Annotated in this window: 14 protein-coding genes; 10 read left to right on the forward strand and 4 right to left on the reverse strand. The window is 64.0% G+C overall.

Going from position 1 to position 16,836, the window contains the following annotated elements:
- Nucleotides 1-119: 119 nt before the first annotated feature.
- A complete protein-coding gene (locus ACNPAA_RS00240; RefSeq protein WP_052815775.1) occupies nt 120-1,637 on the reverse strand; it encodes a YifB family Mg chelatase-like AAA ATPase in 1,518 nt (505 codons plus the stop codon).
- A 384-nt stretch (nt 1,638-2,021) separates the two neighbouring features.
- On the opposite strand from ACNPAA_RS00240, the gene ilvG reads away from it, so the two are divergent.
- The 6 genes from ilvG (at nt 2,022) to ompA (ending at nt 9,843) form a co-directional block, all read left to right on the forward strand.
- Nucleotides 2,022-3,668 (forward strand): acetolactate synthase 2 catalytic subunit, encoded by a 1,647-nt coding sequence (gene ilvG, locus ACNPAA_RS00245; RefSeq protein WP_052815776.1) that lies wholly within the window; start codon nt 2,022-2,024, stop codon nt 3,666-3,668.
- Entirely contained in the window at nt 3,665-3,922 is a 258-nt protein-coding gene (ilvM, locus tag ACNPAA_RS00250; protein WP_052815777.1) for an acetolactate synthase 2 small subunit, read from the forward strand. Before ilvG ends, ilvM begins: the two co-directional genes overlap by 4 nt.
- A 12-nt stretch (nt 3,923-3,934) precedes the next feature.
- The gene (locus ACNPAA_RS00255) at nt 3,935-4,879 is read left to right on the forward strand and encodes a branched-chain amino acid transaminase (protein WP_052815778.1); all 945 of its coding nucleotides are present in this window, start codon (nt 3,935-3,937) and stop codon (nt 4,877-4,879) included.
- A 146-nt stretch (nt 4,880-5,025) separates the two neighbouring features.
- Nucleotides 5,026-6,867, forward strand: a complete 1,842-nt coding sequence (ilvD, locus tag ACNPAA_RS00260) for a dihydroxy-acid dehydratase (protein WP_052815779.1) — start codon at nt 5,026-5,028, stop codon at nt 6,865-6,867.
- 64 nt (nt 6,868-6,931) lie between these two features.
- A complete protein-coding gene (gene ilvA / locus ACNPAA_RS00265) occupies nt 6,932-8,464 on the forward strand; it encodes a threonine ammonia-lyase, biosynthetic (protein WP_069652401.1) in 1,533 nt (510 codons plus the stop codon).
- 248 nt (nt 8,465-8,712) lie between these two features.
- Nucleotides 8,713-9,843: a porin OmpA gene (ompA, locus tag ACNPAA_RS00270; RefSeq protein ID WP_048209598.1), complete on the forward strand. Its 1,131-nt coding sequence runs from the start codon at nt 8,713-8,715 to the stop codon at nt 9,841-9,843.
- Between the two features lie 52 nt (nt 9,844-9,895).
- Here ompA and ACNPAA_RS00275 read toward each other — a convergent pair whose 3' ends face one another.
- Nucleotides 9,896-10,294 (reverse strand): HPP family protein, encoded by a 399-nt coding sequence (locus ACNPAA_RS00275; protein WP_323938145.1) that lies wholly within the window; start codon nt 10,292-10,294, stop codon nt 9,896-9,898.
- Between the two features lie 150 nt (nt 10,295-10,444).
- Here ACNPAA_RS00275 and ACNPAA_RS00280 point away from each other — a divergent pair, with 150 nt between their 5' ends.
- Entirely contained in the window at nt 10,445-10,984 is a 540-nt protein-coding gene (locus tag ACNPAA_RS00280; protein WP_043153422.1) for a TetR/AcrR family transcriptional regulator, read from the forward strand.
- Here the strand turns inward: ACNPAA_RS00280 and priA are convergent.
- Nucleotides 10,981-13,188 carry a primosomal protein N' gene (gene priA / locus ACNPAA_RS00285; RefSeq protein ID WP_417891490.1) on the reverse strand — a complete coding sequence of 736 codons (2,208 nt, stop codon included), beginning with the start codon at nt 13,186-13,188 and terminating at the stop codon, nt 10,981-10,983. The genes ACNPAA_RS00280 and priA overlap by 4 nt on opposite strands.
- A 147-nt stretch (nt 13,189-13,335) precedes the next feature.
- Here priA and rpmE point away from each other — a divergent pair, with 147 nt between their 5' ends.
- The 3 genes from rpmE to ACNPAA_RS00300 all read left to right on the forward strand — a co-directional run bounded on the left by rpmE (nt 13,336) and on the right by ACNPAA_RS00300 (nt 16,537).
- The gene (gene rpmE, locus ACNPAA_RS00290) at nt 13,336-13,551 is read left to right on the forward strand and encodes a 50S ribosomal protein L31 (protein WP_010676078.1); all 216 of its coding nucleotides are present in this window, start codon (nt 13,336-13,338) and stop codon (nt 13,549-13,551) included.
- A gap of 116 nt (nt 13,552-13,667) precedes the next feature.
- Nucleotides 13,668-15,101 (forward strand): DUF2867 domain-containing protein, encoded by a 1,434-nt coding sequence (locus ACNPAA_RS00295; RefSeq protein WP_417891491.1) that lies wholly within the window; start codon nt 13,668-13,670, stop codon nt 15,099-15,101.
- Between the two features lie 179 nt (nt 15,102-15,280).
- Nucleotides 15,281-16,537, forward strand: coding sequence for a malic enzyme-like NAD(P)-binding protein (locus ACNPAA_RS00300; protein WP_043153426.1), 1,257 nt, complete (start codon nt 15,281-15,283; stop codon nt 16,535-16,537).
- Nucleotides 16,538-16,608: 71 nt separating this feature from the next.
- Here the strand turns inward: ACNPAA_RS00300 and ACNPAA_RS00305 are convergent, their stop codons facing one another.
- Nucleotides 16,609-16,791 (reverse strand): hypothetical protein, encoded by a 183-nt coding sequence (locus ACNPAA_RS00305; RefSeq protein WP_010676075.1) that lies wholly within the window; start codon nt 16,789-16,791, stop codon nt 16,609-16,611.
- Nucleotides 16,792-16,836 lie beyond the last annotated feature (45 nt).

Raw genomic sequence — 16,836 nt, forward strand, 5'->3', positions numbered from 1 at the left:
TTCGTATCGGTGGATGGCAACCAAGTGGTCAGATCTGTTGCCATAATATCAGCCGGCCCACGACTAGACCATGGTGGCGCCCTTTCCGGGTCGGGAGGTGTCTGCTGCCGTTCCCCCGCTCACTGGCCCCCGCGCAGCCGTGACAACAGCCTGTCCATGGCACGATAGCCCAGGGCTTCGATCAGATGCGCTCTCTCGATGGTGGCGTGTCCCGCCAGATCGGCGATGGTGCGCGATACCCGCAGGATGCGGTGCCAGGCCCGGATGCTGAGCCCCAGCTTCTGGATTGCACCCTCCAGAAACTCGGCATCCTGTGGCGATAATCTGCAAACATCTTCGATTTCACGACTATCCAGCAGATTGTTGAGTTTTCCGCTGCGACTCAGCATGCGCTCTCGCGCCCCCAGCACCCGTTCGCGTATCTGCTGGCTCGACTCCCCCCGCTCCGCCTTGCCGGTCAGGCTCCCCCTGGGCAAGAGCGGGACCTCTACCGTCAGATCGAACCTGTCGAGAAAGGGGCCGGAGAGCTTGCCCAGATAGCGCAGGATCTGATCCGGGCTGGAGCGGGTCTGGCCGTCGCCATAATGGCCGCAGGGGCTGGGATTCATGGCACCCACCAGCTGGAAGCGGGCGGGAAAATCCACCTGGCGGGCGGCGCGACTGATGGTAATGTGCCCGGTCTCCAGCGGCTCGCGCAGGGAGTCGAGCACCTTGCGCTCGAACTCCGGCAGTTCATCCAGAAACAGGACCCCGTTGTGGGCGAGGGAAATTTCGCCAGGCCTGGGATGGGTACCCCCGCCCACCAGCGCCACTGCCGAGGCGCTGTGATGGGGCGTGCGATACGGCCTGTGGTGCCAGTGGCCTGCGCGGGGGGTGAGGCCGCCGATGGAGTGGATGGCGGCGGTCTGCTGCGCCTCCTGTTCGCTCAGCGGTGGCAGAATGCCGGGCAGACGGCTGGCCAACATGCTCTTGCCGGTGCCGGGGGGGCCGATGAACAGCAGGTTGTGGCTGCCAGCTGCGGCGATCTCCAGCGCCCGCTTCGCCTGGGACTGACCGATCACATCCTGCAGATCCGGCACGTCGGGCAGGGTCTCCGCGCTCTGGGGTTCCGGCAGCGGCAGTTCGTACTGGCCCGCCAGCCAGGCGGTGACCGCCAGCAGCTGGTGGGCGGTGCGCACCTCGGCATCCTGTATGAGGGAAGCCTCCGGACCGTTCTCCCGTGGGACCAGCAGGGTGCGCCCTGCGTCGCGGCAGGCGAGCACCGAGGGGAGCACCCCAAGCACGGGGCGGATCTCGCCCGTCAGGGCCAATTCCCCTAAAAATTCGTGATCGAGCAGGTATTTTGCGGGTATCTGCTTGGATGCGGCGAGAATGCCGATGGCGATGGCCAGGTCGAAGCGGCCCCCCTCTTTGGGCAGATCCGCAGGGGCCAGGTTGACCGTGATGTGCTTGGCCGGAAATTCGAAATTGCCGTTGAGCAGGGCGCTGCGCACCCGATCCCGCGACTCTTTCACCGAGGTTTCCGGCAACCCCACCATGTTGAAGGCGGGCAGGCCGTTGGAGAGGTGCACCTCCACCGTGACTTGCGGCGCCGCTATCCCCAGGCTGGCACGGCTATAAACAACAGCTAATGACATAAATACCGTCCTTGGTTTGATGTATATGCTGGTTAATCGTTTTTTATTAGTTTTTTGTTCCAGTTGTCAGGTTTCAGAGCAGTTAAAATCAGAGTCTTGTCAGGTAAAAAGTGCTTGCCCAATAAAAATCACCGTGCTAGTTCTAATAGCCATTCGCGGCAAGCTCCGCTCCCATTTCACAGGATTTCCGGTTGTAACTATGAACATGGCCTCCCGTTTCGTCAGCATTATTGTGGTCCTAGTGGTGATTATTATCTCACCGCTCGGGGCTCGTTTGGCTGCACGGAACAAGGGATAGACCCACCACCGGACAGAACGAAACAAGCGACCCCCGAGCCTCACGGCCCGGGGGTTTTTTTTCGACCAAAGGACAGGATTTTCCACATGAACGGCGCGCAGTTTTTGGTACAGGCTCTCAAGAAACAGGGTGTGACCCAGGTGTTTGGTTACCCGGGCGGAGCCATCATGCCGGTCTACGACGCCCTGTATGACGGTGGCCTGGCCCATCAGCTCTGCCGCCACGAGCAGGGTGCCGCCATGGCTGCGGTGGGTTATGCCCGCGCTTCCGGTCAGGTGGGGGTCTGCATCGCTACCTCTGGCCCCGGCGCCACCAACCTGGTCACCGGCCTCGCGGAGGCACTGCTCGATTCGGTACCGCTGGTGGCCATCAGCGGCCAGGTGCCCTGCGCCGCCGTCGGTACCGATGCCTTTCAGGAAGTGGACGTGCTCGGCATGTCCCTTTCCTGCACCAAGCACTCCTTCATGGTGACGGACCCGGCGGATCTGGGACGGGTCATTGCCGAAGCCTTCGCCATCGCCACCGAAGGGCGTCCGGGTCCCGTGCTCATCGACCTGCCCAAGGATGTGCAGCTGGCCGCCGTTCCTTCTCAAAGCCCGCTGTTTGCAGTGGAGGAACCCGAGCCCCTGAATCAGGCCGAGCTGACGGCCGCCCGCACCCTGCTGGCCGGTGCCGAGCGTCCGGTACTCTACGTCGGTGGTGGGGTGGGCATGGCCAATGCCGAGCAGCAGCTGCGCGACTTTGCCGCCACCACGGGGATGCCGGCGGTCACCACCCTCAAGGGGATAGGTGCCCTCGACCCCGACAGCCCCGTTTATCTGGGCATGCTCGGCATGCACGGTACCAAGGCCGCCAACCTGGCGGTACAGCAGTGCGATCTGCTGGTGGTGGTAGGCGCCCGTTTCGATGATCGGGTGACCGGCAAGCTGGAGGAATTTGCCCCCGAGGCGAAGGTGATCCACCTGGATGTGGACGCCGCCGAGTTCGGCAAGCGCCGCGCCGCCGATGTGGGGATCACCACGGATCTCAAGCGTGTGCTGCCCGCCCTGGCGATGACGCTGACCCTCGACCCCTGGCGCGAGCACTGCGCCACCATGGCTCGGGAATACGCCTTCCGCTACGACCATCCGGGTCAGGCCATCTACGCCCCGGCTCTGCTCAAAGAGCTTTCAAGCCAGCTGCCTGACACCAGCGTGGTGGCCTGCGACGTGGGTCAGCACCAGATGTGGGTGGCCCAGCACATGCGTTTCACCAGCCCGCGCAACCACCTCTCCAGTGCCGGCCTCGGCACCATGGGCTTCGGCCTGCCCGCCGCCATCGGCGCCAAGATGTCGCGCCCCGATGACGAGGTGGTGCTGGTGAGCGGGGACGGCTCCTTCATGATGAACGTGCAGGAGCTCGGCACCATCCGCCGGGCCCGGCTAAAGGTGAAGATGGTGCTGCTGGACAACCAGCGCCTCGGCATGGTGCGCCAATGGCAGGAGCTGTTCTTCGACGGTCGCTACAGCGAGACCAATCTGTCCGACAACCCCGATTTCGTCGCCCTGGCTGCCGCCTTCGGCATTCCCGGCGAGACCATCACATGCAAGGAAGAGATAGGTCCGGCACTGGATCGCCTGCTGGCGAGCGAGAGTGCCTATCTGCTGCATGTGGCTATTTCAGAGGAAGAAAATGTCTGGCCCCTGGTTCCGCCAGGAGTCGCCAACCACAAGATGATGGAGCAACGCCCATGAACCAGCTCAATACCAGCACCCTGGAAATCCATGCCCAACCCAGACCCGAAGTGATGGAACGGGTGCTGCGGGTGGTCCGTCACCGCGGTTTCAATCTCTGCGCCCTCAACATGGAGCAGGATTGCCAACAGCTGCGGATCACGGTTACTGTCGAATCGGTACGTCCCATCCAGCAGTTGTGGTGCCAGCTGGTCAAGCTGGTGGATGTCTCCCGGGTCGATGCACTGGAACAGCAACCCCGGATCAGAGCTTAAGGAGCCAAGCCAATGTCACAGCCTTCCCAATCCGCCGCCCACCCCCAATACATCTGGTTCAACGGCAAGCTGGTCCCCTGGCAGGATGCCCAGGTGCATGTCATGAGCCATGCCCTGCACTACGGCTCCTCGGTGTTCGAGGGGGTGCGGGCCTATGACACTCCCAAGGGGACCTGCATCTTTCGCCTGCAGGAGCACACCCGACGCCTGTTCGACTCCGCCAAGATCTACTGGATGGACGTCCCCTACAGCGAGACCGAAGTGAATGAAGCCTGCCGCACCGTGGTGCGCGAGAACGGCCTGAAGAGCGGCTACCTGCGCCCGCTGGCCTTTGTCGGCAACGTGGGGCTGGGGCTGCATCCGCCGCTGGATGCCAAGGCCGACCTCATGGTCGCGGCCCTGCCCTGGGGCGCCTACCTCGGAGAAGAGGGGCTGAAAAACGGGGTGGATGTGTGCGTCACCTCCTGGAACCGGCTCGCTCCCAACACCATCCCGACCGGTGCCAAGGCGGGGGGCAACTATCTCTCTTCCCAGCTCATCAGCCGCGAGGCCAAGCGCAACGGCTTCGCCGAGGGGCTGGCGCTGGATGTGAACGGCTATCTGAGCGAAGGGGCGGGGGAGAACCTGTTTCTGGTGAAGAACGGCGTGCTGTTCACCCCGCCCGCCACCGCCGCCATCCTGCCCGGCATCACCCGCGACACCATCATGACGCTGGCGCGCGACTTGGGTTACGAGGTACGCGAGCAGGCGCTGCCCCGTGAAGCGCTGTACGTCGCAGACGAAATCTTCATGACCGGCACGGCGGCCGAGGTGACCCCGGTGCGCTCGGTGGATCGGATGAAGGTGGGCGCCGGTTGCCGTGGCCCGGTGACCGAGCAGTTGCAGAACGCCTTCTTCGGCCTGTTCAACGGCAAGACCGAAGACAAGTGGGGCTGGCTGACGCCGGTCAACGACTGATGAGAGCGGGGAGGCGTCACGCCTCCCCGAGTCGCTTCCGGTGAAGGCTCCCCGAGGTGCCTTCACCAGGATCGATTACCGATCCGCGAATCACACATTCATGTTGAAAGACAATGCGCCCCAGGGGCATTCAGGGAGTAGAGACAATGCCGAAGTTGAGATCCGCCACCACCACCCACGGACGTAACATGGCCGGGGCCCGCGCCCTCTGGCGTGCCACCGGCATGACCGATCAGGATTTCGGCAAGCCCATCATCGCCGTGGTCAACTCTTTCACCCAGTTCGTGCCGGGCCACGTCCACCTCAAGGATCTGGGCCAGCTGGTCGCCCGCGAAATCGAGGCGGCTGGCGGGGTCGCGAAGGAGTTCAACACCATCGCCGTGGATGACGGCATCGCCATGGGCCACGGTGGCATGCTCTATTCCCTGCCGTCCCGGGAGCTCATCGCCGACTCGGTGGAGTACATGGTCAACGCCCACTGCGCCGACGCCATGGTCTGCATCTCCAACTGCGACAAGATCACCCCGGGGATGCTGATGGCTGCCCTGCGCATCAACATCCCGGTGATCTTCGTCTCCGGCGGACCCATGGAAGCGGGCAAGACCAAGCTTTCCGACCAGATCATCAAGCTGGATCTGGTGGACGCCATGATCCAGGGTGCCGACCCCAAGGTCTCCGACGCCCAGAGCGACCAGATCGAGCGCAGCGCCTGCCCCACCTGCGGCTCCTGCTCCGGCATGTTCACCGCCAACTCCATGAACTGCCTGACCGAGGCACTGGGTCTCTCCCAGCCGGGCAACGGCTCCCTGCTGGCGACCCACGCCGATCGCGAGCAGCTGTTCAAGCTGGCGGGCCAGCGCATCGTCACTCTGGCCAAGCGCTGGTATGAGCAGGACGATGCCTCGGCACTGCCGCGCAACATCGCCACCAAGGCGGCGTTCGAGAACGCCATGGCGCTCGACATCGCCATGGGCGGCTCCACCAATACCGTGCTGCACCTGCTGGCGGCAGCCCAGGAGGCGGGCGTCGACTTCACCATGTCCGACATCGACCGCATGTCCCGCAAGGTGCCCCAGCTGTGCAAGGTGGCGCCTTCCACCCAGAAGTACCACATGGAAGACGTGCACCGCGCCGGCGGCGTGGTTGCCATCCTGGGTCAGCTGGAAAAAGCGGGCCTGGTGCACGGGGATACCCGCAACGTGCTGGGCACTTCCCTGGTGGAGCTGCTGGCCGAATATGACGTCAGCCGCAGCAATGACAAGGGGGTTCACGACTTCTACCGTGCAGGCCCTGCCGGCATCCGTACCACCAAGGCGTTCAGTCAGGATTGCCGCTGGCCCGAGCTGGATCTGGACCGCGCCGAGGGGTGCATCCGCTCCTTCGATCACGCCTACAGCCAGGAAGGTGGCCTGGCGGTCCTCGCTGGCAACCTCGCCCTCAACGGGGCCATCGTCAAGACCGCCGGGGTGGACGAGGAGAACCTCACCTTCCGCGGCCCGGCCCGGGTATTCGAGAGCCAGGAGAGCGCGGTGAGCGGCATTCTGGACGGCACGGTGAAAGCCGGTGAAGTGGTGGTGATCCGCTACGAGGGCCCGAAAGGGGGCCCCGGCATGCAGGAGATGCTCTATCCCACCACCTATCTCAAGTCCATGGGATTGGGCAAGGCATGCGCCCTCATCACCGACGGTCGCTTCTCCGGCGGTACCTCGGGTCTCTCCATCGGCCACGTCTCCCCGGAGGCGGCCTCCGGTGGCACTATCGGTCTGGTGGAGGATGGCGACATCATCAACATCGACATCCCGGCCCGCAGCATGGTGCTGGAGGTGGCAGACAGCGTGCTGGCTGCTCGTCGCGCCGCCGTCTCTGCCCGTGGCTGGAAGCCGGTCGATCGTCAGCGCGAGGTTTCCTTTGCCTTGCGTGCCTACGCCATGTTCGCCACCAGCGCCGACAAGGGCGCGGTGCGCGATCGCACCCTGCTGGGGGAGTGAGAGAATGAACTGTCATGATATGGGCGCATTGCGCGCCCTTCGCCACGAGACGGGGGTATAAACCATGGTCTCTGCGGCGGATTATCTACGCAAGGTACTGCTCTCCCCCGTCTACGAGGCGGCGCGGGTCACCCCTTTGCAAACCCTGAAGAAACTCTCCGAGCGGCTTGGCAATCACGTCAGCCTGAAGCGGGAGGATCTGCAACCGGTTCACTCCTTCAAGCTGCGCGGCGCCTACCACAAGATCGCCACCCTGACCCAGGAGCAGAAAGAACGCGGCGTCATCGCCGCCTCCGCCGGCAACCACGCCCAGGGGGTCGCCCTGTCGGCCGCCAAGCTCGGCATCAAGGCGATCATCGTGATGCCCAAGACCACACCGGACATCAAGATCGACGCGGTGCGCCGTCAGGGCGGCAACGTCATGCTGTTTGGCAACAGCTTCGATGAGGCCTACGGCGAGAGCCGCCGACTCGCCGAGTTGGAGGGCTACACCCTGATCCCGCCGTTCGACGACGTCGAGGTGATCGCGGGCCAGGGCACCATCGGCAAGGAGCTACTGGAGCAGGATACCCACCTCACCCACGTCTTCGTGCCGGTGGGCGGCGGCGGCCTGGCCGCCGGGGTGGCGGTCTACATCAAGCAACTGCTGCCGGATGTGAAGGTGATCGGGGTGGAGGCGGAGGGGTCCGCCTGCCTCAAGGCCGCGCTGGCGGCCGGCGAGCCGGTCAACCTGGAACGGGTCTCCCTGTTTGCGGACGGGGTGGCGGTCAAGCGTATCGGCACCGAGACCTTCCGCCTGTGCAACCAGTATCTGGACGAGGTGGTGACCGTCTCCAACGACCAGATTTGCGCCGCGCTCAAAGACATCTTCGACGACTGCCGCGCCATCGCCGAGCCGTCGGGGGCCTTGTCCCTGGCAGGCCTCAAAGCGTACAGCGAGCGAGAGCAGGTGAAAGGGGGGCGGATGGCGGCCATTCTGTCCGGCGCCAACGTCAACTTCCACAGCCTGCGTTACGTGTCGGAGCGCTGCGAGATCGGTGAGAAGCGCGAGGGCATGCTGGCGGTGACCATCCCCGAGCGCAAGGGGGCCTTCCTCGACTTCTGTCGTCAGCTGGGGCCGCGCATGGTGACCGAATTCAACTATCGCTATGCGGATGCCGAGCAGGCGTCGCTGTTCGTTTCGGTGCGCCTCACCGGCGGTGACGAGGAGCTGGGCCAGATCATCGATCAGCTCGGCGGCAACGGTTATCCGGTGGTCAACATGACCGAGAGCGAGCTGGCCAAGAACCACGTGCGTTACATGATTGGCGGCCGCCCGGCCCGGCCCCTCGGTGAGCGTCTCTACAGCTTCAAGTTCCCGGAGCAGCCGGGGGCCCTGATGCGCTTCCTCGAGACCCTGGGCTGTCGCTGGAACATCAGCCTGTTCCACTACCGCAACCACGGCGCCGACTACGGACGGGTGCTCTGCGCCTTCGAGCTGCCGGACGAGGACGTGGCGGCTTTCCACGACTACCTGCACGAGATTGGCTACGGCTGGAAAGAGGTGAGCGAGGATCCCGCCTACCGCTTGTTCCTGGCGAGCCAGGGCAGTCAGTGAGCGGGGAGCCATCCCCTTGCCAGATGAAAAACGAAGAGCCCGGCTCTTCGTTTTTTTATGGGCAACGCGCCGGCCCCCATGATTGGGGGCACGGTGGCTGATAATGTCGCCAATATCACACTCCTGAGTCCCTGGTCGTTTGAGGCTGGTTGCAGATGGGATAATCTGAATGCGGGGCTTGGGTTCAGGGCCCCGTCAGGGAAGAGAGACGCAGCAGCGTCATAACAATTCATTGCAGGGGCTCATCCATGAACAGATCTATGCTCGCCGTCCTGATCGGCGCTTTGATGGCAACAGGGACGGTGCAGGCTGCCGCCCAGGACAACACTTGGTATGTCGGCGGCAAGGCCGGCTGGTCAAATTATTACGGGGTGGATTACAACGCTCAGGTCGAAGAGCTGTTCGATGCGACCAAGGTGAACGAGAACAGCGATGATCTCGGTCTGGGGCTGTTTGCCGGTTATCAGGTGAACAGAAACGTGGCGGTTGAGCTCGGCTATGACTGGCTCGGCAAGTATCAGGTGGACAAGCACTACTCGGGCAACGGGGTTGATTTCGCACTCGATGGCGAGGCCAAGGCCCAGATGGTGCAGGCCACCATGAAGATCATCCTGCCTGCAACCTCGGCACTGGATATCTACGGCCGTCTCGGGGGGGCCTATGCCTGGACCGAGAGCTCACTCAACGTCAGGGCCAGCGATGGCACCAGCAGCCTCTCCGAATCCCATGAGGGCAACAAATATCATGGTGCAGCCTTTGTCGGGGCGCTGGGGGTCGAATACGCCATCGACAAGGATTGGGCCGCCCGCCTCGAATACCAGTACACCACCCCCCTTGGCAAGACTTCCCTCGACGAGTCAGGCATCGAGATGGACAACGGCCTGCTGTCGGTCGGCATGCTCTATCGCTTCGGCCAGATCGGCGACGAGCCGGTGGCACCAACGCCTGCGCCCGAACCTGCGCCCGCCCCGGCCCCCGTGCTGGTGGAGAAGCAGTTCAGCCTGGATTCCGATGTGCTGTTCGAGTTCAACAAGGCGACCCTGAAGCCGGCCGCCAGTCAGGCCCTCGACAACCTGTTTGCCCAGATCCTGGCGGCCAATCCGAAAGACGGGGTGGCGACGGTGATCGGTCATACCGACCGCATCGGCTCGGAGGCCTACAACCAGTCCCTCTCCGAACAGCGTGCCCGCACGGTGGCGGATTATCTCATCGCCAAGGGATTGTTTGCCGACAAGGTGCGTGCCGAAGGGCGGGGAGAGTCTTCGCCCGTGACCGGGGGCAGCTGCCCGGATGGCGCCAAGGCGCAGATGATCGCCTGCCTGGCCCCGGATCGCCGGGTCGAGGTGCGCCTGACCGGGGTCTCCCAGGTCGCCGAATAAGCCATCTTTGCCTTGCTATTAAACAACGAGGGGGCCTTGGCCCCCTCGTTGTTTATGTGGGTGTGAGCCGTGACGTTTGCAGCCGCCTGGCGCAATGGCTCACCATGATCAGCAGCAAGGCGCCGGGCAGCACTGTTTGCCAGAGGAAAGGCCAGGACTGGGTGGTGAGCAGGATCAACAGTGGATTGGCTCCGGCAGGGGGGTGGATCAGCCCCAGTCCCTGCATGAGTGCAATGGACAGGCCCACACCCAGCGCCAGCTTGAGCTCCATCGGTAGCGGGAGCAATTGCACCACCAACCCCACGGTGGCCGATAACAGGTGGCCTCCCAGCAGCACGTTCAGCGGACGGGCCAGCGGACTGTCCGGCAGTGAGAAGAGCAGCACACAGCTTGCCCCGAACGGTGCCATCAACAGGGTCGACTGCCAGCTCATGTCCAGCCAGCCGAGCAACATTATGGCCAGGCAGGCACCGAGCCCTGCCAGCCAGGCACTTCGCCATCGTCTTGTTTCCATCTCCTGTCTCCTTGTCTGTGCCGGATCACTTGATCCAGCCTGCGACATTAGGTAGACAGATCGGTGTACTTCAAGAGGAAAGTCACCATGAGCGAAAAACGGCAACAGCTGATGACGACAGCCTATCGGCTGTTCAATCGTCACGGCTTTCACGCCACCGGCATCGATCGCATCTGGGCCGAGGCGGGCAGTACCAAACGTACCCTCTATCGCCACTTCCCCACCAAGGATGCCTTGATCGAAGCGGTGCTGATGGCGCGGGATGCGGAGTTCTTTGCCCTGCTCGATGCCAGGATGGATGGGGTATCGGGGCGGGAGGCCAGGTTGCTCGCGCTGCTCGATGGCTTTGCGGACTGGTTTGGCCGCAGCGACTTCTACGGCTGCAACTTCATCAACGCGAGCGCCGAGTTCTCCGATCCTCGCCACCCGGTGCGCAAGCTGGTGGTGGCCCACAAGCGTGCGTTGCTGAACTGGGTCAGGGAGGCCCTCGAATGCACCGAGGTGCAGGCCACCGGATTATGCCTGCTGTTGGAAGGGGCCGTGGTGATGGCCCACAGCTATCAGCAGCCCCTGGCTCTGGAACAGGCCAGGGTGTTGGCGGAGGCCGTGCTGGCAGAGCCGCGCTAGTTCAGTTCCGTGGGGTCGATATCCAGACTCCAGCGCACCCGCTTGGTCTCGGGCCACCCCTCCAGCTCCGTCACTGCCCAGTCGAGCAACTGGGCCAGTGGCGCCCGGCTGGGCCCCTGCACCAGCAGCTGCATGCGAAACTTGCCCGCCTTGCGCTCCATGAAGCCGCTGATGGGCCCCAGCACCTGCACCTGGGGATAGCGGGCGCTGCGCAGGGTATCGGCGAGACGACTGAGGAACAGCTGTACCTCGTCGCGGCCGTTGGCCTCGGCCCGGAACAGCCCCTGATGGCTGAACGGTGGCAGCCCCAGCAGGCGGCGCTCTTTCAGCGCCGTGTCGGCGAAGTGGCCATAGCCGTTCTGGGTCAGATCTTGCAGCAGGGCGTGTTCGGGGTGGTGGCTCTGCAGCACCACCAGCCCGGGCTTGCTGGCGCGACCGGCACGGCCCGCCACCTGGGTGTAGAGCTGGGCCAGCTTCTCGGCGGCGCGAAAATCGGCACTGAATAGCGCGCCATCCACATCCAGCAGCCCTACCAGGGTCACATCCGGGAAGTGGTGGCCCTTGGCCAGCATCTGGGTGCCGATCAGGATCTTGTACTTGCCCGCCTTGATGTCGCCGAGGTGGGTCTCCAGCTCCCCCTTGCGACGGGTGTTGTCCCGATCGATACGCACCACCGGATATTGGGGGAACACGGTGCCGAGCAGCTGCTCCAGCATCTGGGTGCCGACCCCGGAGCCGATGAGCTCGCTGCTGCCGCACTCTGGGCAGTGATGGGGCAACGGGCGCACGCTGTCGCAGTGGTGGCAGTGCAGCCGCCGACCGGCCTGGTGCCAGGTGTACCAGGCGTCACAGCGCTCGCAGGCGGCACTCCAGCCGCACTGGTGGCAGATGAGTGCCGGCGCATAGCCCCGGCGGTTGAGAAACAGCATCACCTGGTTGCCCGCCGCCAGGTGTTCGGCCATCAGCTGCTCCAGCTGGGGGGAGAGCCCGGCCTGCAGCCGCACGTTCTTGATGTCGAGGATCACCTGGCGAGCGGTCTGGGCGTTGCCGGCGCGGCGAGTGAGAGTGAGGTGGTGATACTTGCCGCTACGGGCGTTGTGCAGCGTCTCCAGCGACGGGGTGGCAGATCCAAGCAGGATGGGAATGCCGGCGCGATGGGCCCGCATCACCGCCAGATCTCGCGCGTGGTAGCGAAAGCCGTCCTGTTGCTTGAAGGAGCCGTCGTGCTCCTCGTCGATGATGATGATGCCGAGGTCCTTGAACGGCGTGAACACCGCGGATCGGGTGCCGATCAGAATGGCGGCACCACCGTCGCGGCAGGCGAGCCAGGCGTCGAGCCGTTCCCTGTCGTTCATGGCGGAGTTCATTGCCACCACGGGCACGTTGAAGCGGCGGCGAAAGCGGTTGATGGTCTGGGGGGTGAGGCCGATTTCCGGCACCATCACCAGCGCCTGCTTGCCCGCCTTGAGCAGGGGCTCGAGGATGCTGAGGTAAACCTCGGTCTTGCCGGAGCCCGTGATGCCGTCCAGCAGGAAGGCACCGAACTTGTTGCTCTGGCTGGTGACGGCGGCCACCGCCAGCGCCTGCTCGCCGTTGAGGCGCAGCCCCTCACCCGGCTCGAAGCGGGTGGCCCAGTCGCCATCATGGCTCGGCTCCAGCGAGCGCTTCTCCAGCAGTCCCTTCTTCTCCAGCGCGGTGAGGGCCGCGCTCTGGATCTCCTCCTGTTTGAGGGCGGAGGGGGTCTGCGGCCCCTTGCGCAGCAAGGCGAGGGCCTGCTGCTGCTTGGCCGCCCGTTTGAGCTCGTTGAGGTCGATGGCCATGCCCGCCTCGGTAGCAAACCAGAATTCCAGCTCGCGATAGGCGGCGGGCTCCCCCTTGCGCACCAGCACCGGCAGGGCGTGGGGCAGCACCTCCCCCAACGGGTGCTGGTAGTAACCGGCGCTCCAGGCCATCAGCGCCAGGATGTCGGGCCCCAGCACGGGGGCGCTGTCGAGCACCCTCTTCAAGGGCTTTAATTTGTTGCGGGGGACCTGGCTCTCGGTCGGGTGATCCACCACCAGACCGACCAGGGTCTGCGGGCCGAACGGGATCTCGACCCGGCAACCGGGGGCAGGCAAGGGCAGGGGAGAGAGATAGTCGAAATGACGGCGTAACGGCACCGGCACAGCCACACGAACCAGATCCAGCGTTTGGGAAGAATTCACCAGGGGTTGCCTATTTTTTCTGCGAAGCCACTTGCCTGATCTCAGGCGTTTCCTATATTATTCGCAGCCTTTGAAACTGTGTTCAACAATCGTGTGGTGTCCGACAAGAGATCGGATGGCGACACGGCCTGATAATTGAGGTTGTCCATGAAAGCTGGTATCCATCCTGACTACGTAGCCATCACCGCCAAGTGCTCTTGCGGTAACGTCATCAACACCTTCTCTACCATCGGTAAAGATCTGAACCTGGACGTGTGCTCCGAGTGCCACCCGTTCTACACCGGCAAGCAGAAAGAAGTTTCTAGCGGCGGCCGCGTAGACAAGTTCAACAAGCGTTTCGGTGGCTTGACCTCCAAGAAGTAATCTTGCTTCTGAAGAATTCTGAAAAAGGCGCCCATCGGGTGCCTTTTTTATTGGCCGCCATTCTGTAATTCCCCGCTTTGCCCTATGGTGTTGGCTCAACCAAGGGAGAAGAGCCGATGCGCACATGTCTGGTGATGGGAGCTGCCGGGTACATAGGATCCTACCTGGTGCCTCATCTGCAGGGTCTGGGGTACAGGGTCATCGCCGGGGCCCGTCGTCCCTGCCGTCTGCCGGAGGGGGTGGCGTTTCGCCTCGCCGACAGCCTCAAGCCGGCCACCCTGCCCCCTGCGCTGGCGGGGGTCGACACCGTCTTCTATCTGGTTCACGCCATGGGGGCGGGGGCCGGTTTTCACCGGCTGGAGCAGCAGGGAGTGAAGAACTTCGCCGCCGCCGCCCGTGCCGCCGGGGTGCGCCGCATCGTCTATCTCGGCGCCATCCAGCCCGAGCCCTGCAACAGTCGCCACCTCAACTCCCGGCGCTACTGTGGGGAGCTGTTTCGCAGCGCAGGGGTGCCCACGGTAGAGCTGCGTGCCGGCATCATCATAGGCCCCGGCTCGGCGGCGTTCGAGGTGATGCGGGATCTGGTGTACAACCTGCCCATGATGGTGACGCCCAAGTGGGTGCGCTCCCGCACGCCCCCCATTGCCCTCTCCAACCTCTTGCACTATCTGGGCGGGCTGGTGGAAGCCGACGGGGTGGATGGCCAGATCTTCAATGCGGCCGGCCCCGAGCTGCTCAGCTACCAGCAGCAGCTCCAGAAGTTCGCAGCCCATATCGGCAAACGCTGCCCCATCATTCCGATACCTTTTTTGAGCCCCCGGCTCTCCGCCTGGTGGCTGCAGTTCGCCACCTCGGTTCCCCAACCCATCGCCAAGGCGCTGGTGGGGGGGCTCAAGCACGACATCCCGGCGGATGATGGCCCCTTGCGCGCCCTGCTGCCCCAGCATCTGCTCAGCTTCGACGAGGCGCTGGCCGAGAGCCTCTCTCTGGAGCAGCGGCTGGGCGCCGAGCAGCAGGGGGAGGAGACCCCGCTCGGCCTGCGCTGGCGCCATCCCGAGTACGGCTTCTATGACCGCACCGCCAGCGGCGATGCCATCTGCCTCGCCGCCCCCGAGGTGGTGTGGCAGGTGTTGCAACAACTGGGGGGTGAGCAGCGCTACTTCTACATGAACGAGTTGTGGGTGGTTCGCGAATGGATGGATCACCTGATTGGCGGCCCGGCCCGCACCCGTGGCCGCACCAATCCGGATCGTTTCGTGAAGGGGGACATGCTCGACTCCTGGCAGATCCTCGGGGTGGATGAAGGACGCAGGCTGGATCTGCTGTTCAACATGAAGGCCCCCGGCGTCGGTCGGCTGGAGTTCAACATCCAGCCCCTGGAGTCCGGCCTGACCCGGCTTAGGGTGACGGCCCACTGGCACCCGCAGGGGGCCTGGGGGCTGGCCTACTGGCTTGCCATGCTGCCGTTTCACCTCTTCATCTTCCAGGGGATGACGGAGGCCATCGCCCGGCAGGCAGAGGCAAAAGCCGGCATTCCAGTCATGGATTGAAATCGAATCTATAACTAATTGGGTAGTTTTGGGTGGCATGACATGCTACTGATTAGCCTGTCATTGCTATCCAGCGATATTTTATGCTGTGAAAGGGCGGGGGATTTCTTTATGATCCTCAGCCCTCGCCCGCTGGCGAGCCAACGCATCACTCATTCATTTCCGTATCGGGGTCCCCCATGTCCGATCAGCAGCACGATCTCCGCCAACAGGCACTCGACTACCACGCCCAACCTGTCCCGGGCAAAATCGCCATCGCCCTCACCAAGCCCGCCGAGACCGCTCGCGATCTGGCGCTGGCCTACAGCCCGGGCGTTGCCGAACCGGTACGCGAGATCGCCGCCAATCCGGCCGATGCCTACCGTTACACCGGCAAGGGCAACCTGGTGGCCGTCATCTCCAACGGCACCGCCATCCTGGGGCTGGGCAATCTGGGCCCGCTGGCCTCCAAGCCGGTGATGGAGGGCAAGGCCCTGCTGTTCAAGCGCTTTGCCGGCATCGACGCCATCGACATCGAGGTGAAGCACGAGACCAGCGCCCAGTTCATCGATACAGTGGCCGCCATCGCCGACACCTTCGGCGGCATCAACCTGGAAGACATCAAGGCCCCCGAGTGCTTCGAGATTGAAGAGGCGCTGATCGCCCGCTGCGACATCCCGGTGTTCCACGATGACCAGCACGGTACCGCCATCGTCACCGCCGCCGGGCTGCTCAACGCGCTGGAAGTGCAGGGCAAGGAGATTGGCACCAGCCGCATCGTCTGCATGGGCGCCGGTGCCGCCGCCACCGCCTGCATGGATCTGCTGATCAAGTGCGGGGCTGCGCCGCACAACATCTTCATGCTGGACCGCCAGGGTGTGATCCACAGCGGCCGCACCGATCTCAACCAGTACAAGCAGCGTTTCGCCAACGACACCCCCCTGCGTACCCTGATGGATGTCATCGACGGGGCTGACGTCTTCGTCGGCGTCTCCGGCCCGGACGTACTGCCTGCCGAGGCGGTGGCCCTGATGGCCCCCAACCCGGTGATCTTCGCCTGTTCCAACCCGGACCCCGAGATCAAGCCTGCCCTGGCTCACGGAGTGCGCGGGGATCTCATCATGGGTACCGGCCGCTCGGACTACCCGAACCAGATCAACAACGTGCTCTGCTTCCCCTTCATCTTCCGCGGCGCCCTCGACGCCCGTGCCAGCCGCATCAACGATGCCATGAAGATTGCGGCAGTGGAGGCGATCCGTGCTCTGGCCAAGGAGCCGGTGCCCGCCGAGGTGCTGACCGCTGCTGGCGTGAGTGAACTCGCCTTCGGCAAGGACTACGTCATTCCCAAGCCCATGGACGCCCGCCTGCTGCCGCGGGTTGCCCGTGCCGTGGCACTGGCGGCGGTTGCCTCCGGGGTGGCCCGCATCGAACTGCCGGCGGATTACATGCTGGGTTGAGTCACGGCAAGCGCGCAAAACAGAAGGGGCCCCCTGTCGGGGGCCCCTTTTTCATGGTGGAAGCGGGCAGCTTACTTGGTCTTGGGAGCAACCTTGACGGCCGGCGCCTTGGCGTGGGCAGCCTTGTGATGCTTTTTCACGACCTTGGTCTGGGTGGCGTGGGGAGCGGCGGCCTTGGTCGGGGTGGCAGCCATGGTGAAGCCGGAGGTCAGGGCGAAGACAGCGGCCAGAGTCAGGGGGATCAGCTTGTTCATATTCCAGTTCCTCGTTCGGTTTGATGACATGGAGCGTTTCTCCAT

Source organism: Aeromonas sp. PS2Canimalfood6 (assembly GCF_048276795.1).
GTDB lineage: Bacteria > Pseudomonadota > Gammaproteobacteria > Enterobacterales > Aeromonadaceae > Aeromonas > Aeromonas caviae.